Source organism: Stenotrophomonas terrae (assembly GCF_001431465.1).
Classification (GTDB): Bacteria; Pseudomonadota; Gammaproteobacteria; order Xanthomonadales; family Xanthomonadaceae; genus Stenotrophomonas; species Stenotrophomonas terrae.
On the sequence record NZ_LDJJ01000017.1, the window covers coordinates 154,744 to 181,283 of the forward strand.

18 protein-coding genes and 1 pseudogene are annotated in these 26,540 nt (G+C 62.8%); 14 read left to right on the top strand and 5 right to left on the bottom strand.

The genetic code is table 11. From position 1 onward, the window contains the following. Window positions 1-28 precede the first annotated feature (28 nt). From murC to lpxC, 5 genes are all read left to right on the top strand, one after another. On the top strand, window positions 29-1,465 hold the full coding sequence (murC, locus tag ABB27_RS06350) for a UDP-N-acetylmuramate--L-alanine ligase (RefSeq protein ID WP_057627471.1): 1,437 nt from the start codon (window positions 29-31) through the stop codon (window positions 1,463-1,465). A gap of 91 nt (window positions 1,466-1,556) precedes the next feature. After that, window positions 1,557-2,285 carry a cell division protein FtsQ/DivIB gene (locus tag ABB27_RS06355; RefSeq protein ID WP_057627472.1) on the top strand — a complete coding sequence of 243 codons (729 nt, stop codon included), beginning with the start codon at window positions 1,557-1,559 and terminating at the stop codon, window positions 2,283-2,285. Next, window positions 2,282-3,517: a cell division protein FtsA gene (ftsA, locus tag ABB27_RS06360; protein ID WP_057627474.1), complete on the top strand. Its 1,236-nt coding sequence runs from the start codon at window positions 2,282-2,284 to the stop codon at window positions 3,515-3,517. The genes ABB27_RS06355 and ftsA overlap by 4 nt, the downstream gene beginning before the upstream one ends. 216 nt (window positions 3,518-3,733) lie before the next feature. After that, on the top strand, window positions 3,734-4,960 hold the full coding sequence (gene ftsZ / locus ABB27_RS06365; protein ID WP_057627546.1) for a cell division protein FtsZ: 1,227 nt from the start codon (window positions 3,734-3,736) through the stop codon (window positions 4,958-4,960). A 285-nt stretch (window positions 4,961-5,245) separates the two neighbouring features. Beyond that, window positions 5,246-6,157, top strand: a complete 912-nt coding sequence (gene lpxC / locus ABB27_RS06370; protein WP_057627476.1) for a UDP-3-O-acyl-N-acetylglucosamine deacetylase — start codon at window positions 5,246-5,248, stop codon at window positions 6,155-6,157. Between the two features lie 223 nt (window positions 6,158-6,380). Here the strand turns inward: lpxC and ABB27_RS06375 are convergent, their stop codons facing one another. Next, on the bottom strand, window positions 6,381-6,815 hold the full coding sequence (locus ABB27_RS06375; RefSeq protein ID WP_057627478.1) for a DciA family protein: 435 nt from the start codon (window positions 6,813-6,815) through the stop codon (window positions 6,381-6,383). A 12-nt stretch (window positions 6,816-6,827) separates the two neighbouring features. On the opposite strand from ABB27_RS06375, the gene ABB27_RS06380 reads away from it, so the two are divergent. The 3 genes from ABB27_RS06380 to ABB27_RS06390 all read left to right on the top strand — a co-directional run bounded on the left by ABB27_RS06380 (window position 6,828) and on the right by ABB27_RS06390 (window position 11,902). Continuing rightward, window positions 6,828-7,778 (top strand): M23 family metallopeptidase, encoded by a 951-nt coding sequence (locus ABB27_RS06380; protein WP_057627480.1) that lies wholly within the window; start codon window positions 6,828-6,830, stop codon window positions 7,776-7,778. 180 nt (window positions 7,779-7,958) lie between these two features. Beyond that, window positions 7,959-10,670, top strand: a complete 2,712-nt coding sequence (gene secA, locus ABB27_RS06385) for a preprotein translocase subunit SecA (RefSeq protein WP_057627481.1) — start codon at window positions 7,959-7,961, stop codon at window positions 10,668-10,670. A 287-nt stretch (window positions 10,671-10,957) separates the two neighbouring features. Beyond that, the gene (locus ABB27_RS06390) at window positions 10,958-11,902 is read left to right on the top strand and encodes a Nudix family hydrolase (RefSeq protein ID WP_057627483.1); all 945 of its coding nucleotides are present in this window, start codon (window positions 10,958-10,960) and stop codon (window positions 11,900-11,902) included. Between the two features lie 26 nt (window positions 11,903-11,928). On the opposite strand, the gene ABB27_RS06395 is transcribed toward ABB27_RS06390, so the two are convergent. The 3 genes from ABB27_RS06395 to ABB27_RS06405 form a co-directional block, all read right to left on the bottom strand. Further along, entirely contained in the window at window positions 11,929-12,555 is a 627-nt protein-coding gene (locus ABB27_RS06395; protein WP_057627485.1) for a DUF4124 domain-containing protein, read from the bottom strand. Between the two features lie 47 nt (window positions 12,556-12,602). After that, window positions 12,603-13,433, bottom strand: a complete 831-nt coding sequence (gene metF / locus ABB27_RS06400; RefSeq protein ID WP_057627487.1) for a methylenetetrahydrofolate reductase [NAD(P)H] — start codon at window positions 13,431-13,433, stop codon at window positions 12,603-12,605. A 103-nt stretch (window positions 13,434-13,536) separates the two neighbouring features. Then, the gene (locus ABB27_RS06405; protein ID WP_057627489.1) at window positions 13,537-14,289 is read right to left on the bottom strand and encodes a COG4705 family protein; all 753 of its coding nucleotides are present in this window, start codon (window positions 14,287-14,289) and stop codon (window positions 13,537-13,539) included. 572 nt (window positions 14,290-14,861) lie between these two features. On the opposite strand from ABB27_RS06405, the gene ABB27_RS06410 reads away from it, so the two are divergent. The 4 genes from ABB27_RS06410 (at window position 14,862) to proP (ending at window position 19,385) form a co-directional block, all read left to right on the top strand. Beyond that, window positions 14,862-16,475, top strand: a complete 1,614-nt coding sequence (locus ABB27_RS06410; RefSeq protein WP_057627491.1) for an APC family permease — start codon at window positions 14,862-14,864, stop codon at window positions 16,473-16,475. A 102-nt stretch (window positions 16,476-16,577) separates the two neighbouring features. Continuing rightward, window positions 16,578-17,132 carry a DUF3228 family protein gene (locus ABB27_RS06415; protein WP_057627547.1) on the top strand — a complete coding sequence of 185 codons (555 nt, stop codon included), beginning with the start codon at window positions 16,578-16,580 and terminating at the stop codon, window positions 17,130-17,132. After that, entirely contained in the window at window positions 17,116-17,553 is a 438-nt protein-coding gene (locus tag ABB27_RS06420) for a ribosomal maturation YjgA family protein (RefSeq protein ID WP_211263678.1), read from the top strand. Before ABB27_RS06415 ends, ABB27_RS06420 begins: the two co-directional genes overlap by 17 nt. A gap of 338 nt (window positions 17,554-17,891) precedes the next feature. Then, window positions 17,892-19,385, top strand: coding sequence for a glycine betaine/L-proline transporter ProP (gene proP / locus ABB27_RS06425; RefSeq protein WP_152984460.1), 1,494 nt, complete (start codon window positions 17,892-17,894; stop codon window positions 19,383-19,385). A gap of 340 nt (window positions 19,386-19,725) precedes the next feature. Here the strand turns inward: proP and ABB27_RS06430 are convergent, their stop codons facing one another. After that, window positions 19,726-19,989, bottom strand: coding sequence for a hypothetical protein (locus tag ABB27_RS06430; RefSeq protein WP_057627497.1), 264 nt, complete (start codon window positions 19,987-19,989; stop codon window positions 19,726-19,728). A gap of 450 nt (window positions 19,990-20,439) precedes the next feature. Here ABB27_RS06430 and ABB27_RS06435 point away from each other — a divergent pair, with 450 nt between their 5' ends. Both ABB27_RS06435 and ABB27_RS20475 read left to right on the top strand, forming a co-directional pair. Continuing rightward, window positions 20,440-23,631: a type VI secretion system Vgr family protein gene (locus tag ABB27_RS06435; protein WP_057627498.1), complete on the top strand. Its 3,192-nt coding sequence runs from the start codon at window positions 20,440-20,442 to the stop codon at window positions 23,629-23,631. Between the two features lie 597 nt (window positions 23,632-24,228). Continuing rightward, window positions 24,229-26,175, top strand: a pseudogene (locus ABB27_RS20475) (phospholipase D-like domain-containing protein); the annotation flags it as partial. Window positions 26,176-26,540 lie beyond the last annotated feature (365 nt).

The following is a 26,540-nucleotide window of genomic DNA, read 5'->3' on the forward strand; positions in this document are numbered from 1 at the left end:
CCCGCGCCAGCCACACCGGAGGCCAGGCATGATCCGCCGCCTCAATGACACCACTGACCTGGTCCGTGCATTCCCGCGCGTGCATTTCGTCGGCATCGGCGGCACCGGCATGAGCGGCATCGCCGAAGTGATGCTGACCCTGGGCTATGAAGTTTCCGGTTCGGACAACGCTGACAACGCCGCCACCCGCCGCCTGGCGCGGCTGGGCGCGCGCGTGATGCGCGGCCATTCCGCTGCCAACGTGCTGGGCACCGATTGCATCGTGGTTTCCAGCGCCATCCGCGACGACAACGCCGAGCTGATGGAAGCGCGTAGCCAGCGCATTCCGATCATGCCGCGCGCGGCGATGCTGGCCGAGCTGATGCGTTTCCGTCGCGGCATCGCCGTTGCCGGTACCCATGGCAAGACCACCACCACCTCGCTGACCGCCGCGATCCTGAGCGAAGGCAAGCTGGACCCGACCTTCGTCATCGGTGGCCAGCTGCTTGCTGCCGGCGCCAATGCCAAGCTCGGCGGTGGCCAGTGGCTGGTGGCTGAGGCCGATGAAAGCGATGGCAGCTTCCTGCGCCTGAACCCGCTGGTGGCGGTGATCACCAATATCGATGCCGACCATCTGGAAAACTACGGCAACGATTTCGCCCGCGTGCAGGCAGCGTTCGCCGAGTTCCTGCAGCGCCTGCCGTTCTACGGCCTGGCCGTGCTGTGCATCGATGATCCGGAAGTGGCCGCGTTGGCTGCCAAGACCCCGCGTCACGTGATGAGCTACGGCTTGAGCAGCAATGCCGACGTGCGTGCCGAGGACGTGGTGCAGGATGGCCCGCGCATGCGCTTCACCCTGCGCCTGCCGGAAGGCACCAGCGTGCCGGTGACCCTGGCGCTGCCGGGCAAGCACAACGTGCTCAACGCACTGGCCGCCGCTGCGGTGGCCTGGCAGTTGGGCGTGGCACCGGAAGACATTGCCGCCGCACTGGAGAAGTTCGAAGGCGTTGGCCGTCGCTTCAACGACCTGGGCGAAGTCACCACCCACAAGGGTGCCAAGGTGCGCGTGATCGACGATTACGGCCACCACCCGCGTGAGCTGGAAGCCGTGTTCGCCGCTGCCCGTGGTGGCTGGCCGGACAAGCGGCTGGTCGTGGCCTTCCAGCCGCACCGTTACAGCCGTACCCGCGATCAGTTCGATGCCTTCGCCGCCGTGCTGTCGGAAGTGGACGCGCTGGTGTTGAGCGAGGTCTACCCGGCCGGCGAAGCGCCGATTCCCGGTGCCGATTCCAAGTCGCTGGCACGTGCCATCCGTGCGCGCGGCCGGAGCGAGCCGGTGGTGGTGAGTCATTCCGCCGACCTGGCCTCGGTGCTGCCGGACGTGCTGCAGGACGGCGATCTGCTGCTGATGATGGGGGCGGGCGACATCGGCGCCGTTGTCCAGCAGGTGGTCACCGACGGCTTCCAGGAGGCCAAGGGCGAATGATGCCTATCGCGCTGCCGCTGCGTCGTAACCACGCAACCGCGATGCGGGATGTGGCGGTCGCGTGCGGCCGCGTTGCCGGGGAGGGCGCACGATGAATGCCGTGCTGCGCATGCTCGCCTGGTTGCTGGCCATCGCTTTGGTGGTGCTGCCGGTGGTGGCCGTGGTCAATGGCTGGGTTGGCGCCGAGCGCTGGCCGCTGGCCAAGCTGCGGGTGCATGGCGAGTTCAAGCGCGTGCCGCCGGAAGAACTGCAGAAGGCCTTGCTGCCTTATGCGCGCTCGGGCTTCTTTGCAGTGAAGCTGCAGGACGCGCAGAACGCGGTGGAAAAACTGCCGTGGGTGGAAAGCGCGCAGGTCCGCAAGCAATGGCCGGATGTGCTGGAAGTGACCATCGTCGAGCACCGCCCGTTCGCACGCTGGGGCAAGGATCGGTTGCTGTCCGAGCAGGGCCGCTTGTTCGCGGTGCCGCACGGGTTGGAGAACGCGCCGCTGCCCGAACTCGACGGCCCCGATGGCATGACCACCGAAGTGGTCGAGCTGTACAACGATTCCCGCGCATTGTTCGCACCGGCCGGTGTGGACGTGCAGAAAGTGGCGATGGACGCGCGTGGCAGCTGGTCGCTGGCGCTGGATAACGGCACCGAAGTGGTCATTGGCCGCAACGATGCGCGCTCACGGCTGAGCCGTTTCGTGCGCGTACTGCCACAGCTGACCCGTACCCAGGTGCCGATCGTGCGCGCCGACCTTCGCTATACCAATGGTTTCACGCTGAGCTGGGGAACCCCGCCGCCGGCAACAAAGCAGACGCAGGACAGGACATGAATCGCAAGGGAGACAAATCACTGATCGTTGGCCTGGACATCGGCACCTCCAAGGTGGTGGCGCTGGTTGGCGAGTATTCGCCGGGCAGCCCGATCGAGGTCATCGGTATCGGCTCGCACGAGTCGCGCGGTCTCAAGCGCGGCGTGGTGGTGGACATTGAATCCACCGTGCAGTCGATCCAGCGGGCGATCGAAGAAGCCGAGCTGATGGCCGGCTGCGAGATCCGCTCGGTGTACGCCTCGATTTCCGGCAACCATGTGCAGTGCCGCAACTCGCAGGGCATCACCCCGATCCGCGAAGGCGAAGTGAGCTGGGGCGATCTGGATCGCGTGCTGGAAGCGGCCAAGGCCGTCGCCATCCCCGCCGACCAGAAGATCCTGCACGCCATCCCGCGCGAATACGTGCTGGATGATTCGCAGGAAGGCATCCGCAATCCGGTCGGCATGACCGGCGTACGCCTGGAAGTGCATGCCCATCTGGTGGTATGCGCACAGTCGGCCGCCGCCAACGTCAGCAAGTGCGTGCAGCGCTGTGGCCTGCAGGTGGATGACCTCGTGCTGTCTTCGCTGGCCTCCAGCGTGGCGGTGCTGACCGCCGATGAGCGTGAGCTGGGCGTGGTGATGGTCGATATCGGCGCCGGTACCACCGATATCGCGGTGTTCATCCAGGGCGCGATCTGCCACACCGCATCGCTGCCGATTGCCGGTGACCACGTCACCAACGACATCGCCCACATGCTGCGCACGCCGACCCCGGAAGCGGAGCAGATCAAGGTGCGTTACGCCTGTGCGCTGGCGCAGCTGGCAACGGCCGAAGAAAGCATCCAGGTGCCGTCGGTCGGCGACCGCCCGCCGCGCCGCATGCCGCGTCATTCGCTGGCGCAGGCAGTGCAGGGCCGTTACGAGGAAATTTTCGAGATGGTGCAGGCCGAACTGCGCCGCTCGGGCTTCGAGGAAATGGTCCGCGCCGGGCTGGTGCTCAGCGGTGGCGCCTCGAAGATGGAAGGCGTGGTCGAGCTGGCCGAGGAAATGCTGCAGATGCCGGTACGCGTGGGCATTCCGCAGCACGTCACCGGCCTGGGCGAAGTGGTCGGCAACCCGGTGCATGCCACCGGCGTGGGCCTGCTGCTGATGGGCAGCCAGATCGAACACCCACGGCGTCCGTCGCTGCCCACCGGGCGCGCCGGCAGCATGTTCAACAAGTTGAAGAACTGGTTCCGCGGCGAGTTCTGAGCGCGGTGCCGGTGGTAGAGCAGTGAGGCAGTCAGAACGACAAGCAGTAAGGCAAGACGAAGTGCAGTAACGCAGTCATTGAAGCAGGCAACAACCACCGTGCAGGGGCAACCCGAAGCGGTATACCTAAAACAACTCGCCGGTGCGGGTGGGCGCAGCAGGAGAAGGATTCTTCCCAACGCTCGACCCAATCACGGCAATAGAGAGGACATGGACATGGCGCATTTCGAACTGATTGAAAAGATGGCACCGAACGCGGTGATCAAGGTCGTTGGCGTGGGTGGCGGCGGCGGCAACGCCGTGGCGCACATGGTCAACAGCAGCGTGGATGGCGTGGAATTCATCACTGCCAACACCGACTCGCAGGCCATCAAGAATTGTGGCGCCAAGCTGCAGCTGCAGCTGGGCACCAACGTGACCAAGGGCCTGGGCGCAGGCGCAAACCCGGAAGTCGGCCGCCAGGCCGCACTGGAAGACCGTGAGCGCATCATGGATGCCCTGCAGGGTGCGGACATGGTGTTCATCACCGCCGGCATGGGCGGTGGCACCGGTACCGGCGCTGCGCCGGTGGTGGCACAGCTGGCCAAGGAAATGGGCATCCTGACCGTGGCCGTGGTCACCAAGCCGTTCCCGTTTGAAGGCCGTCGCCGCATGCAGGTGGCGCTGAAGGGCATCGAGGAGCTGAGCCAGCACGTCGATTCGCTGATCACCATCCCGAACGAAAAGCTGATCACCGTGCTCGGCCGCAACGCCACCATGGTGCAGGCCTTCCGTGCTGCCAACGACGTGCTGCAGGGCGCCGTGCAGGGCATCGCCGATCTGATCGTGCGCCCGGGCCTGATCAACGTCGACTTCGCCGACGTGCGCACCGTGATGTCGGAAATGGGCCTGGCAATGATGGGCACCGGTACCGCACGCGGTGATGACCGCGCCCAGGCTGCCGCCGAAGCCGCCATCCAGAACCCGCTGCTGGACGATGTGAACCTGGCCGGCGCCAATGGCGTGCTGGTCAACATCAGCGCCGGCACCGACATCACCATGAGCGAGTTCGACGAAATCGGCCGCACCGTGCACGCCTTCGCTTCGGAAGACGCCACCGTGGTGATCGGTACCGTGATCGATCCGGACCTGGGTGACGAGATCAAGGTGACCGTGGTTGCCACCGGCCTGAACCGTGCCGTTGCCAAGAACGCACAGCGTCCTGGCGAACGCGGCCCGATCAAGCTGGTCCGCAACGCCACCACCGGCCAGGCCGAGTTTGAAGAGTACGAAAGCCCGGCCGATGCCGTGGCCAAGGCCGTGGGCAACACCATGGGTATGGGCCTGCGTCGTCCGAGTTCGGACACCGTGTCTGCTTCCACCTCGTCGGCGTCGCCGGCCGCTGCAGAGCTGCCGAACGACTACCTGGACATCCCGGCGTTCCTGCGCCGCCAGGCTGACTGATGCGTTAGCAGGGGCCGCTTGAGGCCCGGTCATCGCGTGCGCCGGCAACGGCGCCGTGGTCCGGGCACGGCTGGCCCTGGGTACACCGTTGGCACGTCGGGGCTGTCCACCCCGGCGGAAATACCATGTCCTTTATCGCCGGGCCAAGGCCGGCCCGGCGATATTTTCGGTACTGGACGCTAGCTGACGCGCGGATTCTGCTGCGCGCAGGGCCTGTGTTAACGCGTGTTATTCTTGTTTGCTCCCCTGGCTGCGCCTGCGCGGCCCCTCCGGCCTTACATACACATGATCCAGCAACGCACTCTCAAGAACACGATCCGCGCCACCGGCGTCGGCCTGCACAGCGGTGACAAGGTCTATATGACCCTGCGCCCGGCGCCGGTAGACCATGGCATCGTGTTCCGGCGGGTGGATCTGGACCCGGTGGTGGAAGTCCCGGCGCGTGCCGATCTGGTCACCGAAGTCACCCTGTGCACCGGTTTGACCTGTGAAGGCGCCAAGATCCAGACCGTTGAGCACCTGATGTCGGCGCTTGCCGGCCTTGGCGTGGACAACGTCATCGTCGAACTGTCCTCGGCCGAGCTGCCGATCATGGACGGTTCCTCTGGTCCGTTCGTGTTCCTGCTGCAGTCCGCAGGCATCGTCGAGCAGGGCGCGGCCAAGCGCTTCCTGCGCATCCTCAAGACGGTGGAAGTACGCGACGGCGACAAGATCGCCCGTTTCGAGCCGTACGAAGGCTACAAGCTGGGTTTCACCATCCAGTTCGATCACCCGATGATCCCGGCCAAGCAGTCGCGGGTGGAGATCGAGTTCTCCTCGGCGGCCTATATCAAGGAAATCTCGCGCGCCCGTACCTTCGGCTTCATGCGCGACCTTGAGTACATGCGTGAGCGCAACCTGGGCCTGGGCGGCTCGATGGACAACGCCATCGTGCTCGATGAATTCCGCGTGCTGAACGACGACGGCCTGCGCTATACCGACGAATTCGTGCGCCACAAGATCCTCGACGCCATTGGCGATCTGTACCTGGCCGGCGGTCAGGTGCTGGGTGCCTACGAGGGCTTCAAGTCCGGCCACGCGCTCAACAACAAGCTGGTGCGGGCCCTGTTGGCCGACCAGAGCGCCTGGGAATGGGCCAGCTATGACTCCCCGGTCGCTGCCGATCCGGTGCTGTACGGCGTCCCGGCCTACGCCTGAGTTCCAGACTGACCAGGTCGTAAGAGAATTGGCCGCAACGGCTACGACTAGTCCTAATTGTCATCAATTTGTGAACCCCATCGGGGTTCAAGTCTGAATTTAACAAATAATTAACAAAAGACTAACTCCTTCGCTGCATTCCGCGGCTAGGATTCCTGCGGCCTCCAATTCCGTCCTTGGGACGAGAAGCGGAGACCGGGACCGATCAGGTTCCCGGTGGCCTTCAGGATTTTGTGGATTTCACATCCTGCAGGGCGGCCAAGGCGTCGCGCAGTCCTTTATGCGTGACTTCGCTTACTGCGGTACTGCGTTGGTCGTTACGCACTGGGGAGTGCGCGGACGCAGTCGCAGTCTTGACGGTCACTCGGGTGGCCTTCAGCCCGATGGATCGGGCCGCGTCGAGCAACTGGTCTTCGGCAAGCCTTACTTTGGCGTGCCACACCGGCGATTCGACGAGAAAAACGAGGTGTTCGCCGTCCACATTGGCCAACCGGCAACGGTTAGCCAGCGCCGGCGGCAAATGGGGGCGCAATTGCCGGTCCATCGCATCGAGCCACAAGGCCCGGCGCAGCGGATTTCCTGCTTTGTCCGCCATCGCCGCTTCCAGCGCCTGTTTGGGCGCGGAACGGGAACGAACACTGGATTTCGGCTCTGACATAAGAATTCTTCAATGACATTTAAAAAGATCGTAATCAAAACGCGTGAACAGAAGGCTAAGACGCCCTTGTCACGTGTTCAGATGTTTTTCGAGGACCGCCCTCAAGCCCTGTTGGGTAGCGTACTCGGCGTTGGTTGCCTGATGGGCGTGGCGCTCAGCCTGGCAATCGGCATGGTTGGCGACTCGGCCCTGCAGTCCAAGGTCGACCACCAGCAGCAGGAACTGGCCAAGGTACGCGCTGACGCGCAGACCCAGGTCAACGCCCTGGCCGCCCGCCTCGGTGAGTTGCAGGCGCAGGCCACCCGGCTCAATGCCCTGGGTGAGCGGCTGACCCAGATGGGCAAGCTGGAAGACGGCGAGTTCGACTTCCAGGAAACCCCGGGTATGGGTGAAGGCGAGCCCGGCCCGACCCAGGATATCCCGGTGAGCGCGGTAAACAGCGACTTACAGGTGCTGGAGCAGCGTTTTGCTGCTTCAGGCAAGCAGTTGTCGGTGATGGAGTCGCTGCTGTTCGATCACCAGCTCGAGCTGAACGCCGTGCCTTCGCGCATGCCGATCCGCAACACCTACATCACCTCCAACTTCGGCGGCCGCGCCGATCCGTTCGGCCGCGGTGCCGGCAACCACAAGGGCATGGACTTCCACGCCCGCGTCGGTGACCCGGTGCTGGCCGTGGCCGATGGCGTGGTCAGCTTCTCCGGGGTGAAGGGCGGTTACGGCAATGTGGTCGAAATCGACCACGGCAATGGCTACAAGACCCTGTACGCGCACAACTCGCGCCTGACCGTGCGTGAAGGCGGGCTGGTGCGCGCCGGCCAGGAGGTGGCCAAGGCTGGCTCCACCGGCCGCTCCACCGGCGCCCACGTGCACTTCGAGGTGTGGCAGAACGGTACGGTGATGAACCCGCGCAAGTTCCTCGGCGAGGGCGGCAATACCCCGGTTGGGCGTCTCAGCCGCGGCTGATGGGGGCCAGCAGGTCAGCTCAGGCTGACTTGTTGCGGGGAGCTTGAAACCCAAGCGTCCGCCCCAAGCTACAATAGGCGTTGCCATCGACAGGGCGCATTGCGCCCTGTTTCGTTTGTGACCGGTGAACCCAGGGGGTGAGCCAGGTCGCACGGCATTTCATTCAAACCGGTTCCTTCAATGATCAACAGCCTGCTTACCCGCGTTTTTGGCAGCCGTAACGAGCGCCAGCTTCGCCAGCTCAACCGTATCGTCGCCAAGATCAATGCCTTGGAACCGGAGATCCAGAAGCTCTCCGATGACCAGCTGAAGGCCAAGACCCCCGAGTTCCGTGAGCGCATCGCCGCCGGCGAAGCCCTGGACAAGGTCCTGCCCGAAGCTTTCGCGGTCTGCCGCGAGGCCTCCCAGCGCGTGCTGGGCATGCGCCATTACGACGTGCAGCTGATCGGCGGCATGGTGCTGCACCTGGGCAAGATCGCCGAAATGCGTACCGGTGAAGGCAAGACCCTGGTGGCTACGCTGCCGGTCTACCTCAATGCGCTGGAAGGCAAGGGCGTACACGTGGTCACGGTCAATGACTACCTGGCCCGCCGCGACTCGGCGCAGATGGGCAAGCTGTACAACTGGCTGGGCATGAGCGTTGGCGTGGTCTACCCGGGCATGCCGCACAGCGACAAGCGCGAGGCCTACGGCAGCGACATCACCTACGGCACCAACAACGAATTCGGCTTCGACTACCTGCGTGACAACATGGCGCTGACCCGCGCCGACCGTTACCAGCGTGGCCTGCACTACGCCATCGTCGACGAAGTCGACTCCATCCTGATCGACGAAGCGCGTACCCCGCTGATCATCTCCGGGCCGGCCGACGATTCCCCGGAGCTGTACATCCGCGTCAACCGGGTGGTGCCGAGCCTGATCAAGCAGGAAACCGAGGAAGGCGAGGGCGACTACTGGGTTGATGAGAAGGGCAAACAGGTCTTCCTGTCCGAAGCGGGCATGGAACACGCCGAAGAACTGTTGCGCGAAGCCGGCATCATCGGCGCCGACAACGACAACGGCCTGTACGCCGCGCAGAACCTCACCGTCGTCCACCACCTCAATGCCGCACTGCGCGCGCACGCCATCTACCAGCGTGACGTGGACTACATCGTGCGCGACGGCGAAGTGGTCATCGTCGACGAATTCACCGGCCGTACCCTGGCCGGTCGCCGCTGGTCCGACGGACTGCACCAGGCGGTGGAAGCGAAGGAAGGCGTGCCGGTACAGCGTGAGAACCAGACGCTGGCCAGCATCACCTTCCAGAACCTGTTCCGCATGTACAAGAAGCTGTCCGGCATGACCGGTACGGCCGATACCGAAGCGTTCGAGTTCCAGAGCATCTACGGCCTGGAAGTGCTGGTCATTCCGACCAACAAGCCGACCGTGCGCAAGGACTACCCGGACCAGGTGTTCCTCAACCGCAAGGGCAAGTTCAATGCGGTGCTGGCGGACATTGAAGAATGCGCCAAGCGCGGCCAGCCGGTGCTGGTGGGTACCACCTCGATCGAAACCTCGGAGATGCTCTCCGAGCACCTGCGCAAGGCCGGCGTGAAGCACGAAGTGCTCAACGCCAAGCAGCATGATCGCGAAGCGACCATCGTTGCCAACGCCGGTCGCCCGGGCTCGGTCACCATCGCCACCAACATGGCCGGTCGTGGTACCGACATCGTGCTCGGCGGCTCGCTGGAAACCGAACTGCACGAGCTGGGGGAAGACATCAGCGACGAGCAGAAGGCTGCGGTCAAGGCTGCCTGGCAGGAGCGTCACGAAGCGGTCAAGGCCGCTGGCGGCCTGCACATCGTCGGCACCGAGCGTCACGAATCGCGTCGTATCGACAACCAGCTGCGCGGCCGTTCCGGCCGTCAGGGTGACCCGGGCTCGTCCCGTTTCTACCTGTCGCTGGAAGACAACCTGATGCGCATCTTCGCCTCTGACTGGGTGCAGAAGGCGATGCGCATGATGGGCATGAAGGAAGACGACGTCATCGAAGACCGCATGGTCAGCCGTCAGATCGAGAAGGCACAGCGCAAGGTGGAAGCGCACAACTTCGACATCCGCAAGAACCTGCTCGACTTCGACGACGTCAACAATGATCAGCGCAAGGTGATCTACGGCCAGCGCGATGAACTGCTGGACGCCGAGTCGGTCAAGGAAAACATCGACGGCATCCGCGGCGACGTGATCTACGACCTGGTGACCCGCTTCGTGCCGCCGAACTCGGTGGACGAGCAGTGGGACCTGCAGGGCCTGCAGGCCACGCTGGAAGGCGAATTCGGCGTGGAGATGGACGTGGTCGGCCTGGTCAAGGCACACGAAGAGCTGGACGCCGAAGCGATCGCACAGAAGGTCATGGACCGCATGGACGAGCACTTCGCGCAGAAGGAAGCGGCCGTTGGCGCCGAGACCATGCGCGCGCTGGAGAAGCACGTGATGCTGACCGTGCTCGACCAGAGCTGGAAGGAGCACCTGGCACGCATGGATTACCTGCGCCAGGGCATCTACCTGCGTGGTTACGCGCAGAAGCAGCCCAAGCAGGAATACAAGAAGGAAGCCTTCGAGCTGTTCTCGGAAATGCTGGAGAACGTCAAGCGCGAAGTGATCACCATGCTGTCGCGCGTGCGCGTGCGCAGCGAGGAAGAAGTGGCGGCGATGGAGCAGCTGGAGCGCCAGCAGGCCGAAGCCCGCCTGCAGATGTCGCAGTTCCAGCACCAGGACAACGGCGGCTACAGCGCCGACGAGGAAGCGGCGGAAGTGCTCGACGAGGCCAACGCGCCCAAGGTCGGCCGCAACGACCCCTGTCCGTGCGGAAGTGGCAAGAAGTACAAGCACTGCCACGGCCAACTGAACTGATGAAAAGCCCCGCCATGAGCGGGGCTTTTTTTGAGCGCTCGCCCCTGTAGTGCCGAGCCATGCTCGGCAGAGGCATTACCGATAAAGCCCTTGCCGAGCATGGCTCGGCACTACAGGCTGGCAGGCTTTTTGTGGGAGCGGCGTCAGCCGCGAAGCCGACAATCCTGCCGAACCGATCATTTACGCACTCCGATGGTGCGCCAGCTTCGCGGCTGACGCCGCTCCCACAAAAACAGGCTCGCACTGAACGATTGCACCAAGCGCCCTGTTTTCGGCATGCTCAGGTCATGACATCCCCTTCACGCTCAATCCACGTCGTGGCCGCCGTCATCACCGACGCGCGCGGCCGCATCCTGCTCAACCGTCGCACCGGCGATAGCGATATGGCCGGCCTGTGGGAATTCCCCGGCGGCAAGCGCGAGCCAGGCGAAACCTCCGAGCAGGCGCTGATACGTGAATTGCGCGAGGAGCTGGGCATCGAGGCAGAGGTGGGCGAGTGGGTGATGGACGTGCCGCAGATCTACCCGGACAAGCGCCTGCGCCTGGAAGTGCGCCGCGTGCAGCACTGGAAAGGCACCGCACGCGGCCGTGAAGGTCAGGCCATCACCTGGGTGACGCCGGACAAGCTGTCGCGCTATTCGATGCCGCCGGCCGATCTGCCGGTGGTGGCGGCGTTGCGCCAGCCCTGCCACTACCTGGTCACGCCCGAACCGGGCGAGAACGAGGACGCCTGGCTGGCTTCATTGGAAGCCGCCATTGCTGGCGGCATTCGCCGCATCCAGCTGCGCACGCCGCTGGCGGCACGGCGCGAGGCCTTGGCCCGAACCGTGGTGGAACGCTTCGGCAAGCACGCTGAAATACTGCTCAATCGCGATATCGCGCTGGCCCGCGAGCTGGGCGTTGGCGTGCACCTGGGCAGCGAGCAGCTGTTGCAGCTGCAGGCACGGCCCTTGCCGGAATCATCGCCGGTGGCCGCGTCCTGCCATGACCTGGCGCAGCTGCAGGCGGCACAGCAATTGGGCTGTGATTTCGCCGTGCTGGGGCCGGTGCAGGCTACCGTCAGCCATCCCGATGCCGCCGGCCTGGGCTGGGATGCGTTCGTCGCGCTGCGCGAGCGGGTTTCGTTGCCGATCTACGCCATTGGTGGCATGGCGGCAGGCGATGTGGAAACCGCCCGTCGGCACGGTGGCCTGGGTGTCGCCGCGATCCGCGGGCTATGGCCGCAGCTTTGAGCGGCTGAAGGCATTACGCAGCGCGCTTATAGCGTGATCCAGAAACAGTTGTACTGGCGGCGCAGATGCAGGATGGTCCGCGTCGGCGTGGCGCTGCGTGGCAAGGTCTGCTCCAGCCGCAAGGCGATGGGGCGACGTGGGCCGGTGCGCACATTGGTGATGACATGCACTTGTGGGTCAGCGTTGTTGCCGCCGTCCTGCGTGGCATCGACCGGCGTGCCATCGGTATAGGTGAACGGTTCGGTGGGCGCCGGCACGTAGGCGGGTTCTTCCGGGAATACCGGTGCGATATCCACCAGCGGCCGCTGGACGATTTCATCCAGGCGGTCCATGACCCGGGTGGCGGCAGCATTGGATAGCCCGTTCCACAGATAAATGCCTGACAGACGATTGGGGTCGCGGGCATCGGCCGCCGATTGGATCTGCGCGACCAGCTCGCTGAGCCGCCGTGCACAGCTGTCGCGGTAGAGCCCGCTGCCGCCGGCGGTACGCGCGTTGGGCAGCAGGCGCGCACGTGCGCCCATCACTTCGCAGGGCTTGTCGCCGTAGACGGTCTGGCCCTGTGAATTGGTGCAGCGGTTTACCTGCTGCGCGCGAGCATTGAACACCGCCAGGGCGGAACAGGTAAGCAACAGGAGCAGCAGCAGGCGCATCGGCCAAGCGTAGCGGTTGGCCGAGCGCGCAGGAAGGAAAAAAATACTCAGCTGCCGCTTAGGCGTTCGAGCACGGCGTTGGTCGGCTTGGCCAGGTTGAGCGTATAGAAATGCAGCGACGGTGCGCCGCCGGCGATCAGACGCTCGCACAGCCCGGCAACCACATCGGCACCGAACTCGCGCACTGCCTCGGCGTCATCGCCGAAGGCCTGCATGCGCTTGCTGACCCAGCGCGGGATCTCGGCGCCGCACTGCTCGGAGAAGCGACGCAGCTGGCTGAAATTGGAGATCGGCATGATGCCGGGGATGATCGGCACTTCCACGCCCAGCTTGCGTGCAGCGTCGACGAAGTGGAAATACGCATCGGCGTTGTAGAAGTACTGGGTGATGGCGGCATCGGCGCCGGCATCGATCTTGGTCTTGAAATGCCGCAGGTCGGCCAGGGCGTCGCTGGCCTGCGGATGGGTTTCCGGATAGGCGCCCACTTCGATGCGGAAGGCGTCGCCGTGTTCGGCGCGGATGAAGGCGATCAGCTCGGAGGCGTAGCGCATGTCGCCGGGAAAGCCCATGCCCGAGGGCAGGTCGCCGCGCAGGGCGACGATGCGCTTGACCCCGATGGCGCGATACAGCTTGAGCAGCTCGCGGATTTCCTCGCGGGTACCACCGACGCAGGACAGATGCGGCGCTGCCTGCAGGCCGTGGTGCTGGTTGAGATGGCGCACGGTCTCGGAGGTATAGCTCAGGGTCGAGCCGCCCGCACCGAAGGTGCACGACACATATTCAGGCGTATGCGCCTTGAGCTTGGTGGCGGTGCGGTCCAGCTGGGCACGCTGGTCATCGGTCTTGGGCGGGTAGAACTCGAAGCTGATCGCGGTCATCGGAAACGGCCGGCTGTGACGGGTTGCCGGGCATTATATCTCTCCATCAAGATGGATGTTCAATTGTTTCAGGCGAGACTGGGGGCAGGCCGCGGAATGGCGCTCAGTGGGCCACGCGGGCAGGGCGCTGTGGCAACAGGGCGATGCAGGCAACGATGGCCAGCAGCAGCACGGCCGAGCCGGCATAGCGGCTCAAGGCCAGGCCGCCATGGTCCAGTGGCTTGTCGAGGAAGTCGCCCACCACCGCGCCCAGTGGCCGGGTCAGGATGAAGGCGGCCCAGAACAGGGCAGTGCGTGAGATGCGGGTACTGGCGTAGAGCAGCGCAACCAGACCGAGCAGGCCACCGAACAAGGCAATGCCGCCGCCATAGCCCAGGCCTTGGGTATCTGCGGCCCAGTCACCCAGGGCGGTACCCAGGGTCTGCGAGAAGGTGATGGTGAGCCAGTAGAACAGCTCGCTGCGCGGCGAATTGATCTGGCTCACCGAGATGCTGCCGGTGCTGCGCTGCCAGACCAGCAGGGTGATCAGCAGCAGACCCAGCAACAACGTGGTGCCGCCGGTGTAGCCAATGGCCAGTGAGCGGTCAACGTAGTCGGCCAGGGTGGTGCCGACGGTGGTGCTGGCGACGATGGCGAACCAATAGATCCAGGGGCGGAAGCGCGGTGAACGGATCTGAGCGAAAACCGCGCCGGCGAAGACCGTGGCAAACAGCAGCGTGCCCAGCAGGTAACCCAGTTCCATCGACATGGTGACCGCGTCGCCGCCCACCTCGCCCAAGGTGGTGGCGAGGATCTTGGTGACCCAGAAGCCAAGGGTGATGGCGGGAACCTTGCTGAGGGCTTCGCTGGGGGACATGACGGCTTCCGCGCGGGTGTGTGGCTACTGTCGATGGACAGTTGTCGGAGGCGCGTCGTAGACAGCTAGGCGGTGAAGCGACGGTTCATTGCCCGTTGGAGCAGATCGCAGCCAGCGCCCCCTCCCTTTCGCGCAGCGAAGGGGAGGGCCGGGGAGGGGTTGGCTTTTGCCCGGGTAGAGCCGAGCCATGCTCGGCTAGGGCTCTACCAGGAAAGACTCTGCCGAGCATGGCTCGGCTCTACCGCTTCGCCCCCTCCCTTTCGCGTAGCGAAGGGGAGGGTTGGGGAGGGGTGCTTTTTGCAGAAGGTTGCAACCACTGCTCACGTCGCAGCTGCAGCATGGCTGGGAACGCCCCTGCCGAGCATGGCTCGGCACTACATCGCACCCCGCAGCGAAGAAGAGGGCGGCCTGGCTTTGCCATTACCGGCATATCAATAAACCGCGGCCATGCGCTACCTGTGCCGGTTCTGGCCGCAACATTTTTCCGCCCAAAACGGCGCCTCACTTAACATCCGGTTTGCGATGATCGGCCGCCAGCACCGTACCGGTGTCGCCCTATCTGGAAAGCCACCATGAACGCCTCCAGCGCCATCCGCCGCGACGTCGGCCCCATTGCCCTGATGCTTACCGGCCTGGGCTCGATCATCGGCTCCGGTTGGCTGTTTGGCGCGTGGCGCGCGGCGGGCCTGGCCGGGCCAGGGGCGATCTGGGCCTGGGTGCTGGGTGCGGCCATCATCCTCACCATCGCTCTGACTTATGCCGAACTCGGCGCGATGTTCCCCGAATCCGGCGGCATGGTGCGTTACAGCCATTACTCGCACGGCTCACTGGTGGGTTTCATCGCCGCCTGGGCCAACTGGATCGCCATTGTCTCGGTGATCCCTGTCGAAGCCGAAGCCTCCGTGCAATACATGGCGTCATGGCCGTGGCAGTGGGCGCAGAACATGTATGTGCAGCAGCCCGGTGGCATGGGTGAGCTCAGCCATGCCGGTCTGCTCATTGCAGCGGTGCTGGTGGTCGTCTACTTCCTGATCAACTACTGGAGCGTGAAGCTGTTCGCGCGCTCCAACAGCGTCATCACCCTGTTCAAGCTGATCGTGCCAACACTGACCGGTGTGGCGCTGATTGCCAGTGGTTTCCATACCGAGAATTTCTCGGTTGGCTTGAAAGGCGCAGGTACGCCGATACTGGATTTCTCGGCGATCCTCACCGCCATCGCAACAGCCGGCATCGTTTTCAGTTTCAACGGCTTCCAGAGCCCGGTGAATCTGGCGGGTGAGGCGCGTAATCCCGGCCGCAGCATTCCGTTTGCAGTAGTGGGCTCCATCCTGCTGGCAGCGGTGGTTTACGTGCTGCTGCAGGTGGCCTACATCGGCGCGGTGCCGACGCAGATGTTGGCCGAGCACGGCTGGCATGGCATCGATTTCCGTTCGCCCTTCGCTCAACTTGCCTTGATCGCCAACCTGCATTGGTTGGCGGTGCTGCTGTATGTGGATGCGTTCGTCAGCCCCAGTGGCACTGGCATGACCTATACCGCCACCACCGCACGCATGATCTACGGCATGCAGCAGAACGGTACCGCCCCCAAGCTGTTGGGCAACATCCATCCGCGCTGGGGTGTGCCGCGCCCGGCGATGTGGTTGAACCTGGCGGTGTCGTTCCTGTTCCTGTTCTTCTTCCGCGGCTGGGGCACCTTGGCGGCGGTGATTTCGGTGGCCACGGTGATCTCCTACATGACCGGGCCGATCAGCGTGATGTCGCTGCGACGCACCGCGCCAAATCTGCATCGTCCGCTGCGGATCATCGGCCTGCCGCTGTTGGCCGGCGTGGCCTTCGTGATGGCCACCGAGCTGCTGTACTGGGCGCGCTGGCCTTTGACCGGCGAGATCATCCTGTTGATGGTGGTAGCCCTGCCGATCTACGTCTACTACCAGCGCAAGATCGGCTGGCATGATTTTTCCCGGCAGTTGAAGGGCGCGCTGTGGCTGATCTGCTATCTGCCATTGCTGGCGCTGGTGTCGTGGGCGGGCAGTACTGCCTTCGGTGGTGCCGGCTACCTCAGCTACGGTTGGGATCTGCTGCTGGTGGCGGTGATCGGTGTGGTGTTCTACCTGTGGGGCGTCCATTCGGGCTGGCGCACGCCGTCGATGGATGTGGCCGAGCGCGAAGCGCGGGCGCATGGCTGATAGCTACTGATGGTGGTAGTGCGGTAGCTCTGAGCCGGATGCGGCGGTTCCGGTCCTGGCGTTGATCGTCGACAATATCGGCATTCTTTGCTCGAAGCGCTGATGTCCATCTACCTGACGCCGTTTGCACGTACCCGCTTGTTTCCGCGCACCCCGCGCGCCAATACCATCCAGGACTGCAGCGCCGAGGCGTTCGAGCAGTACTTGAACGCGCATGCCGCCGACAAGGTGCTCGATGGCTATGCGCCGTTTTGCAAATTGCATGTCTACAGGAACTGGACCAGCACCCGCTGCCTGACCGTGCCTATCACCGAGCAGAACCGCCATCTGCTGCGCTCCGGCTACGAGGCGCGCAGCCGCGAGGAGCTGCCGGTGCTGGTGCGCTGGTTCGAGGGCGTGGAGCCGGCCGTGGCCGACTATCTGGTCGTGATCCTCTACAGCCGCGAGCAGTTGCAGAAAGAAGGTTCGCCGATCGAAGCGGACTGGGGCGTGGTGGGTTGCCTTTACACCGCCAAGGCCGAAGAAATCCCAATGGCGCCCATCACCATGATGCGCAATGCCCTGGGTGTGGAAGAGGGCGGCTCCGGCGTGCCGATTGACCGTGCGGCGTATGCGCGTGCGGTGGAATTCTGGGGTGCCAATGCAAACTGGCGCTGATTCGCTGCTGCGCACGTCCAGGCCGATGCGTCTATTTGGCCTGAGTCGTCGGCACATTTTGTTGGCGATGCTGCTGTTCGCGATTGAAGTGGTGATCGCCGCGCGTCTTCCACATGTGTCGTGGGTGCGTGCCTATCTGGGTGATGTGCTGGTGGTGGTGCTGTTGTATGCAATGGTCCGCAGCGTGCTGCGCATCAACGACTACCTGGTGTTGCTGATGGTGTTCGTGTTCGCTTGCGGCATCGAGATGGCCCAGTATTTCCATGTGGCCGAGCGTCTGGGCTACGTGCGTGGCGATGTGATGTATACGGTGATCGGCAATACGTTCTCGTGGGGCGACATCGTCTGCTACGCAGTAGGCTGCATCGCAACTGCGGTGATCGTGCTGCTATCGCGCACCTTGTTCCGCATTCATCGTTGATGCGTAACACATGACGCGTCTGCCTGCAGTGCAGTCAACGCGTCTTTAACAAGCCTTAACAGCTATTCGCGTAGAATACGCCGGCTCAGCATCATTCAGCGATTACGCACAGGCAACCTGCCTGTTGATGCTTGGACAGCCGGCACTACGCCTTACCGGGATCATCCCGGTTTTTTCTGTCCCTGACCGTTCCCGTGGCCTTGTCGCGGGGCATTCCTTCGTGCGCATTACGGCCTGCGCGAATTCATGCAAGCCATGGCCAAGCACGCAAACCACTCAGTAACGGGAGGACTGGTCCTGTCATGTCTACAGGTGAATCCACTATCCGCAATGAGCCGATGCAAATCGACGACATCACCGTCATCGATAAGGCAAAAGTAAAAAAAGCAGTCACTGCCGCCGCGTTGGGTAACGCGATGGAGTGGTTCGACTTCGGTGTGTACGGCTTTGTTGCCTATGCGCTGGGTAAAGTGTTTTTCCCCGAGGCCTCGCCCAGTGTGCAGACCATTGCCGCGCTGGCCACGTTCTCGGTGCCGTTCCTGGTGCGTCCGTTGGGCGGCGTGTTCTTTGGGGTAATGGGGGACAAATTCGGCCGGCAGAAAGTGCTGTCGGCAACCATCATCCTGATGGCCATCAGTACCTTCTGTATCGGCTTGATTCCGTCCTACGAAAGCATCGGCATCCTTGCGCCGATCCTGCTGCTGCTGTGCAAGCTGGCGCAGGGCTTCTCGGTTGGCGGCGAGTACACCGGTGCTGCGGTCTTCGTTGCCGAGTTTGCACCTGACCGGCGCCGCGGTTTCCTGAGTAGCTGGCTGGACTTCGGCTCCATTATTGGTTTTGTCTCTGGCGCGGGCGTGGTGGTGCTGTTGAGCAGCATCGTCGGTGAAGCGCAGTTCCTGGAGTGGGGCTGGCGTGTACCGTTCTTCCTTGCTGCGCCGTTGGGTCTGATCGGCCTGTACCTGCGTCATGCGGCCGAAGAAACCCCGGCCTTCACCGAGCAGTTGGAGCGCATGGAGAAGGAAGACCAGGATGCCGTAGGCAGCGCGCCGCGCATCTCGTTCAAGGAAATTGTCAGCAAGTACTGGCGTTCGCTGCTGGTCTGCGTGGGCATCGTGCTGGTCACCAATGTGACCTACTACATGTTGCTGACGTATATGCCCACCTATCTGTCGCACAACCTGCACTACTCGGAAGACCACGGTGTGCTGATCATCATTGTGGTGATGGTGGGCATGTTGTTCGTGCAGCCCTTCGTCGGCATGGCCAGTGATCGCATCGGCCGCCGGCCGTTCATTGCTGCCGGCAGTCTGGGTTTGCTGGTTGCGGCGATACCCGCATTCCATTTGATCACCAGCGGCAACACCGGCTGGATCTTCGTTGGCCTGTTGCTGTTGGCGGTGCTGCTGAACTGTTTGATCGGTGTGATGGCTTCAACCTTGCCGGCGATGTTTCCGACGCGCGTGCGTTACAGCGCGCTGGCCAGTGCTTTCAATATCTCGGTGATCATTGCCGGTGTGACCCCGACGCTCGCTGCGTGGCTGGTGGAAACTACCGGCGACCTGATGATGCCGGCCTACTACCTGATGGTGGTGGCTGCCATCGGCCTGATTACCGCGTATTTCATGCACGAAACGGCCAATAAGCCAATGCGCGGTGACACGCCGAATGCAGGTAGCCGCCGCGAAGCGCGCGAGCTGCTGCAGGAACAGTACGACCATATCGAGGCAAGCGTTGATGGCCTGGATGTGGAGATCAACGACATGCAGGACAAGCTGGCCGATCTTGAGCGGCGCAAGCAGGCCTTGATCGACCGGCATCCAGACCTGGTCTGATCAGCCTCCGTCCCTTGCACCAGAGGTGCAGAGGGGCGGCGTTTGACCGTGTAGAGCCGAGCCATGCTCGGCTAGGGCCCTACCAGGAAAGCTTCTGCCGAGCATGGCTCGGCACTACCCCTTCGCTCCCTCCTTCTCTCGTAGCGAAGGGGAGGCATGCTCTTCGAAAAAAACGCCCAGGCATTTCTGGTCTGCAGACGTAGCCCGGGTAAGCGCAGCGCACCCGGGGCCTTTGGCGAGCGATCTGAAAGATCATGAAATCCATGTCCCCGGGTGCGCTGCGCTTACCCGGGCTACGTCATTTCCGCTATCAATCCTTCGCACCAATCAGAAACGAAAATCAAACATTGCAACGAAAGCGCAACGCATTGAGCTGCGGAAAGCGCGCAATGATGGCGATGGCTTCCTTCCAGTGCGTTTCAAACGCATCTTCTTCCACCGGCAGAAACGTCGGTGCGACATCATTGAAGCGGAACTCTATTCCGCGGTCCGGTAATCGCTGGCGACTTATCGCCGTAGGCGTGCGGCCATTGCGCAGATGCCAGACCAGTTCTTCAATCACGGTATTCCAGGCATCCACTTCAAGATCATCAATCCACTGCATGTGGCGGGTCCTTGGCTCGGTGGTAGTGCAGGGCAACGCGGGGGGGTGAAGTGCTGGGTACGGCTGAATCCGGATAATGACCAGCCGATCATCGCTCAATTGTGCTGGCGGCGCTCGATCTGCGCAGATGGGCTGTCCAACGCGCCTGATGACCTCCGGAACATGCCCATGTTCGGACATTCGAGACGAATCTGGCTTTTGTGCGGATTAGTCGCGGAAAACAGTGCGCCAGTGAGCGTTTTCGCGGCTTTCGGTTTGATCGGTAACCTTTGAAATCAAGCGTCTGACCCCCGCGCGCTGGCAGCAGGCGCTATGGATAGGCCCGGGCCCGGGGCGGTGGCTGCAATGCAGGCGCTGTGAAAACCCCCGCCGCCGACTTCTGGTAAATTCCGCGAAAGGAATCCGATTTGTGTCTGCAGATTGCAGACAGTCATCACATCTGGAATAGGCATGGATAAGCTGAATAACCTGATGGCGCAGGTCGCTGTGCTGGGTAATGCACAACGCCAGTACCAACTGCAGTGCGACGATTTTGGCAGCAACGTGGTCGAACGTTGGCGGGGGCGCGATGCCTTGTCCGCACATGCCGTTACCGAGGTGGACGTACTTTCCACTGACCAGGGTGTTGATCTGCAGGCACTGATCGCCAAGCCGGCAGTCTTGCTGATGCGCACCGCGCAGGGCGACGAACAACGCCGCAGCGGCTTGATTGCATCTGCTAGCCGCATTGGCAGTGATGGCGGCTTGGTGCGCTACCGTTTGTCATTGCAGTCCTGGACCTGGTGGTTGCAGCACGCGCGGCATAGCCGCGTGTTCCAGGACAAGACGGTTCGCCAGATTGTGGACAGCGTGCTTGAGGACTATCCGGATCTGGCCAACTGGCGCTGGGCCGAGGGTTGCGAAGACTTCATTGCTTCGCGCGTGCGCAGCTATTGCGTGCAATACCGCGAAAGCGATCTGGCATTCGTGCAACGGCTGCTTGCCGAGGAAGGCTTGGGTTGGCGTCTGTGCCAGGACCAACAAGCGCCCTGCGGCAACAGCATGGAGATCTTCGCCGACAGCGTGGCGCTGCCGCAGGATGCAGCCAGTGCCACGGTTGGTGTGCGCTTCCATCGCAGTGATGCCACCGAATCCAGCGACAGCATCCAGGTGCTGGGGCGGCGGCGTGCGCTGGGCAGTACCCGCATCAGCCTGCTCAGTGACGACTACCGCTCCGTGCGTGGCGTCAGCGCGCAGCTGCCGCTGGATGGCGGCGGCGATCAATCCCAGCGTGAAAGCTACGACCCGGTGGGTGCGTACGCCTTCAGCAATGCCGCTGCGGCAGCGTGGTACGCCAAGTTGCAGGCGCAGGCGCATGAAGTGCATGGCCGCACCTGGTTGGGGCAGGGTACGGTGCGTGGCTTCCAATCCGGCACCTGGTTGCAGGTACAGCAGGCGCCGTTTGCTGAAGCACCGGAACTGCTGTTGACCGAAGTGGATCACGCCGGCATCAACAACCTGCCCACCGATGTTCGCCAGGCAATGGACGCGGCGCTGGGCAAGGCGCCCACCGCCGATGCGGATACCGTGCTATGGCAGCAGGCCGAGAAGGTGGGCTACGCCAACCGCTTCCAGGCGACTGAACGCGCGATGCCGTGGCGGCCAGCACTGGTGGACGGCACCGGCCAGCGCCTCAACCCGCGGCCCACTGCGCCCGGTTACCAGACCGCACGCGTGGTGGCATCGCACGGCGGCAAGGGCCAGGACGTGCACGCGGACAGCATGGGCCGTATCCGCGTCTGCTTCCATTTCCAGAATGGCGAGGCCGATACCACGTGGTTGCGCGTTGCCCAGCGTTACGCCGGCCCCGGGGTCGGCGCGCAATTCCTGCCGCGCATCGGCCAGGAAGTGCTGGTGGGCTTTCTGGATGGCGATATCGACCGGCCCATCGTGCTGGGTGCGCTCTACAACGGCCGCGGTGAGGCCGGCGTTGCGCCTACGCCTGCCGGTGCCAGCGCCGATGCCGATCGCAGCGCTTACACGCAGGCACGTGATGGCAGCAGTAGCGCGCAGGGCAACCTGAGTGGCGGGCAGGCGCCGGCATGGCACGCCGCAGGCGCGGGTGACGACGCCCACCGCAATGCGGGCGCTGTCTGGGGCATCCGCTCGCGCGAATGGGAAGGCGGCCAAGGCAGCAATCACCTCCTGTTTGACGACAGCGACCAGCAATTGCGCGTGCAGCTGGCCAGCAGCCAGCAGACCTCGCAGCTGAGCCTTGGACATCTGCGCCACCAGGCCGACAACTTTCTCGGCAGCCTGCGTGGCACCGGCTTTGAACTGCGCAGCGACGCCTGGGGCGCGGTACGCGCCAGCTCCGGCGCTTGGTTCAGCGCCTATGCGCACCGCAACGACACCCCGGCTGGCGAAGTCGTACAGCCAGCGGCCCTGCTCAACCAACTGCAAAGCCTGAGCACCCGTTTCAGCCAAGCCGCACGCACCCACCTGACCAGCACGCTGGTGATGAAGGAGGGCGCACGTGGCAAGGAGCGCTCAAGCATCGTGCCGGATCAGGCACCGCTGGCCGCAATGCTGGCCAGCGCCAAAACCACGGTAGCCGGCACAGCATTCGACGCCGCCAACGGCGAAGCCGCGCAGCGTCAAGCCACAGCAGGCAGCGACCGCGTCCCGCACAGCGGCGACCCGCTGCTGGGCTTTGCCGCACCCGCAGGCATCGCACACGTCGCAGGGCAGGCCCTGCACTGGTCGGTGGGCGAAGGTCTGCTGCTGGCCAGCGGTGGCGACAGCGACACTGCGGTGATGGGCAACGCCCGCCTGCACGCCGGGCAGGCCATCGGCATGTTGGCCTGTGCGGTAGAGGGCGGCGCCGAAGGCGGAAATGCATTGAGCGTGGTGGCCGGCACCGGCGAGTTGAACGTGCAGGCCCAGCACGACGAAGTGCGCCTGCAATCGCGGCAGGCGCTACGCGCGGCCAGCGCGCAGGGCGTGGTGGAGATTGCAGCAGGCAAGACGATTCACATTGCTACTTCGGGCGGCGCCAGCGTCACCATCGAAGGCGGGAACATCACGTTCAACTGCCCGGGCACGATTACGGTGCACGCGAGCAAGAAGTCGTTTGTTGGGCCTGCCGAGTTGGCGAGGGAACTACCAACTTTCCCGGTCCCCAGCTTCGCACCGGAACCGATGGATTTCGATTTCTGGTTGCAGGACATGCCTGGCCCAACCGGAAACCCGCTGGCGGAAACGTCCTGGAAAATCATCAGGAACCGAGGCAAACCCTCCGGCGCTGCTCTGCGTGATGCAAAGCGTGTGCTGCTGGAGGGGGTAACCGACGCTGACGGCCATGTTGTGCTGGACGACGAGCAGCAGCAGCTGTTGGCGCGGGAATACGCTGGCTCACCCAGCCAGCTTTGGCTGTTGTATCCCGGTCACTCGGTACAGATTGATGTTGCGCGTGACAAGGGTGACTGGGATGAAGATCAACGCCTGCGCATGGAACTCGGTGCCGCTGGCTTCACCGCAGCGGTACGCACCGACATGGTCGGCATCCGTCAGCAAGGCGAAATGAACTATGCGCGGAGTGCGCTTGAGCGGTTCGATCAAGGCGGTACATCGGCAAAGTTGAAAGATCTCATAAAGCGTTGATTTGCCACGCAACAACAGCGCGTTGGCGCAAGGAAGGGACTCATGACGGGTAGAAGGACGGTAACGCAGATTGTTGATGACAGCGGCAAGGCGCAGCGGGCCTACGAGCAGCCGGGCTGGTTCTTGACCAATACCGATGACAAGTTGGGCGAGGCGTTCGAAGGCCAGAGTGTTGTCCTCGATCCAGCGCTCCCCGAATGGTCCGAGGTATTTGGGCAGCCGCTGCCGGGCCATGATGTCGAGTTCTTTGTTTGCGGTGACAGCTACTTCAAACGGGTAGCTCGTGAAATCAGCAATGCCCAAGAGAGCGTCTTCATTGCCGGCTGGCAGATCAATTACGCGGTCCAGATGGGCGACGGCAGTACGTTGCTGTCCTGCCTGGACAAGGCTGTGGAAAACGGCGCCACCGTCTATGTCATGCCGTGGTTGGCGCCGCCTGGGCCGGTGGATACCGGCTATCTGCATACCATGATGGCGGTGTTCCATCTCAATGGCGGCCAGGGCCTGATCAACAGAGTGCCCAGGAAGGGCCGTGCGTACTGCATGCCGGCGCTTGGTCAGAGCGACATGAGCAGCTTGAACGCGTTCTTCTCGCATCACCAGAAAATGGTAGTGGTTGATAACAAGAAGGCGTTCGTTGGTGGTATCGACCTGGCCTACGGAAGGCGCGAGACTGGCACGTATAGCCTGTTGGCCGAGGGGCGGACCTTGGGGGAATACTATTCCCCGAACATTCCGCCCATCAAGGAACCAACGGCGGTGGAATTGAGTGACTGTGTGCCGCTGATGGAGCTGCTGATCGCTGGTTTGTTGCCGGTATTGCGCGGTATTGCGGTGTTTCCATTCACGCCGACAAGGGGCATCTTTGCGCGCACAGTCGATTTCAAAAAAGGCATAAGCGACTGGATGAGTGATCGGAACGATGACGTAAAAGACTTCGTCGATCGCCATAACCCGTTGGAAGGGGAGGGCGCTAAGGCTTTGGAGTATGGCGAGGCCAAAGTCACCGAGGCCCAACAGTGGCTTTGGAACCAGGTGCCATCTCCGCAGCGGCGTGAAATACGCAGGCTCTGGGAGAAAGGCGGCCAGGAGTTCAGGCAGAGTGTTGACCTGATGTGGGATCTGCTGCTCGGGGTCGATGTCTCCCAACTTCCTTACAAGAAAGAGATCTTCGCGTTGGTCGAGGATGCGGTAAACGCTCTCGTTGGCGTATTGGTTAGCATGTCCAGCGAGTGGATTGGTAAGTTCGAGCGCTATGACCGTTTGTTCGACGAGCCGCTACAGCAGCACCCGGGCCAGAACCGCATGATCGACCCGGAGCGCCAGCCCCGGCAGCCCTGGCATGACGTGCATTGCGGCATCGAGGGTCCGGCGGTTCATGACCTCAGCCGAAATTTCACTCAACGTTGGAATGCGGTCGCGCAGGCGTATCGGGGAACCTACTCCGCCAATCGCCACCAGCCCTTGGTGCGTTACTTCATGCTGCTTTTCAATATCGTGACGCCTTCGCGAGCGAATGTAGCCAACATCGAGCCGCAGCACAGACCAAAGAATGTGGTTGCGGGTGCGGCGGCCAACAAAAGCTGCTGGGTTCAGGTATTGCGTAGCGCTCCTGAAGAATTACTGCGGGCGGAGCATGCGGCAGGCACCGAGCAAGCCAAGGCGCCTGCGCAGAATAACTGCCTGAAGGCAATGCTGAAGGCGATTCACGGCGCCCAGCAGTTCATTTATATCGAGGGCCAGTTTTTTCAGAGCGACAACGCCGGCTTTGTGGATGACTACGAGCCTGACAAGCCACTGTCAGGGCCAGCGGGTGCGATGGTTTCCATCCGCGGTTTGGAAGGCTATGAAAAGTACGCGGAGTTGTTGGGCATCAAGGATAGGCCGATCAACACCATCAACCCGGCCACGGTGAAGTGGCAGAACACGGGTAAGGTGCTGCTTGATGATGACTATCAGGCATTTGAGCGTGCCGTGCGACGTATCCTCAGCAATCACGAGACCATCACTGTTGTCGATGTGCTGGAGCGTGCGGGCAAGAAAAAGCCGAGTCAGCAGAACCCGCAACCGAAACCGCTATACCAGTCGAAGCTGCTCAACCCGATCAACAAGGCTCTGGCGCGGCGCATCGAGCGTGCGATCAATGAAGGAAATCCGTTCCACGTCTATCTGGTGGTGCCAGTACACCCGGAAGGCATGCTGGACCAGATCACCCTTATGCGCCAGGTGGATTTGACCATGCAGTCACTGGTGCATGGCACCCAGAGCTTGGTCAATTGCGTGCGCCGCGCGTTGGTTGCGCGATATGAACAGGAGCATGGTGGGCTGAGCGAGGAGCAGGCACTGAAGAAGGCGCAGGAGATGTTGTTGAACGATCTTCTGGAGCATGATGCAGGTGAATTCTGGTCGGATTATGTAACGTTGCTCAACCTACGCAATCACGCGGTTATGCCGAGCGGCCGGTCGGTTACCGAACAGATCTATGTGCATAGCAAATTGCTGATTGCCGATGACAATGTGGCTGTGCTGGGTAGTGCCAATATCAATGATCGCAGCATGTTGGGAATGCGGGATTCGGAGCTGGCGGTCATTGTGGCTGGCGGTCCACAGGTGACGGTGAAGTTGGATGGGATGCGCACGTCGCGGGTTTCTGCGCGTGTGCATGAGTTTAGGAAGTCCCTGTGGCGGAATATTTTCGGTGAGAATGCTGGCGGTAGTGTTCAGCCCGCCCGTGATTTGCTGACGCCTGCTGTGTTGGAGCAGCCAGCTGCATCGGGAACTACAACCGCTATAAAGAAAATCGCAGACAACAACGCGAAGGCATACGAGGCAGCATTCTCATTTATACCTAGGAGTATGCCGGCATGGGTTGTTTCGAAAAACCCCGCCAACGTATTGAATATAAACGC

Coding starts and splice junctions, on each gene's coding strand:
- ABB27_RS06390 (WP_057627483.1), top strand. CDS start 10,958: ATGACATCCCCTTCACGCTCAATCCACGTCGTGGCCGCCGTCATCACC.
- lpxC (WP_057627476.1), top strand. CDS start 5,246: ATGATCCAGCAACGCACTCTCAAGAACACGATCCGCGCCACCGGCGTC.
- ABB27_RS06395 (WP_057627485.1), bottom strand. CDS start 12,555: ATGCGCCTGCTGCTGCTCCTGTTGCTTACCTGTTCCGCCCTGGCGGTG.
- ftsA (WP_057627474.1), top strand. CDS start 2,282: ATGAATCGCAAGGGAGACAAATCACTGATCGTTGGCCTGGACATCGGC.
- ABB27_RS06410 (WP_057627491.1), top strand. CDS start 14,862: ATGAACGCCTCCAGCGCCATCCGCCGCGACGTCGGCCCCATTGCCCTG.
- murC (WP_057627471.1), top strand. CDS start 29: ATGATCCGCCGCCTCAATGACACCACTGACCTGGTCCGTGCATTCCCG.
- ABB27_RS06420 (WP_211263678.1), top strand. CDS start 17,116: ATGCAAACTGGCGCTGATTCGCTGCTGCGCACGTCCAGGCCGATGCGT.
- ABB27_RS06380 (WP_057627480.1), top strand. CDS start 6,828: ATGACATTTAAAAAGATCGTAATCAAAACGCGTGAACAGAAGGCTAAG.
- metF (WP_057627487.1), bottom strand. CDS start 13,433: ATGACCGCGATCAGCTTCGAGTTCTACCCGCCCAAGACCGATGACCAG.
- proP (WP_152984460.1), top strand. CDS start 17,892: ATGCAAATCGACGACATCACCGTCATCGATAAGGCAAAAGTAAAAAAA.
- ABB27_RS06375 (WP_057627478.1), bottom strand. CDS start 6,815: ATGTCAGAGCCGAAATCCAGTGTTCGTTCCCGTTCCGCGCCCAAACAG.
- ABB27_RS06415 (WP_057627547.1), top strand. CDS start 16,578: ATGTCCATCTACCTGACGCCGTTTGCACGTACCCGCTTGTTTCCGCGC.
- ABB27_RS06435 (WP_057627498.1), top strand. CDS start 20,440: ATGGATAAGCTGAATAACCTGATGGCGCAGGTCGCTGTGCTGGGTAAT.
- ftsZ (WP_057627546.1), top strand. CDS start 3,734: ATGGCGCATTTCGAACTGATTGAAAAGATGGCACCGAACGCGGTGATC.
- ABB27_RS06430 (WP_057627497.1), bottom strand. CDS start 19,989: ATGCAGTGGATTGATGATCTTGAAGTGGATGCCTGGAATACCGTGATT.
- ABB27_RS06355 (WP_057627472.1), top strand. CDS start 1,557: ATGAATGCCGTGCTGCGCATGCTCGCCTGGTTGCTGGCCATCGCTTTG.
- ABB27_RS06405 (WP_057627489.1), bottom strand. CDS start 14,289: ATGTCCCCCAGCGAAGCCCTCAGCAAGGTTCCCGCCATCACCCTTGGC.
- secA (WP_057627481.1), top strand. CDS start 7,959: ATGATCAACAGCCTGCTTACCCGCGTTTTTGGCAGCCGTAACGAGCGC.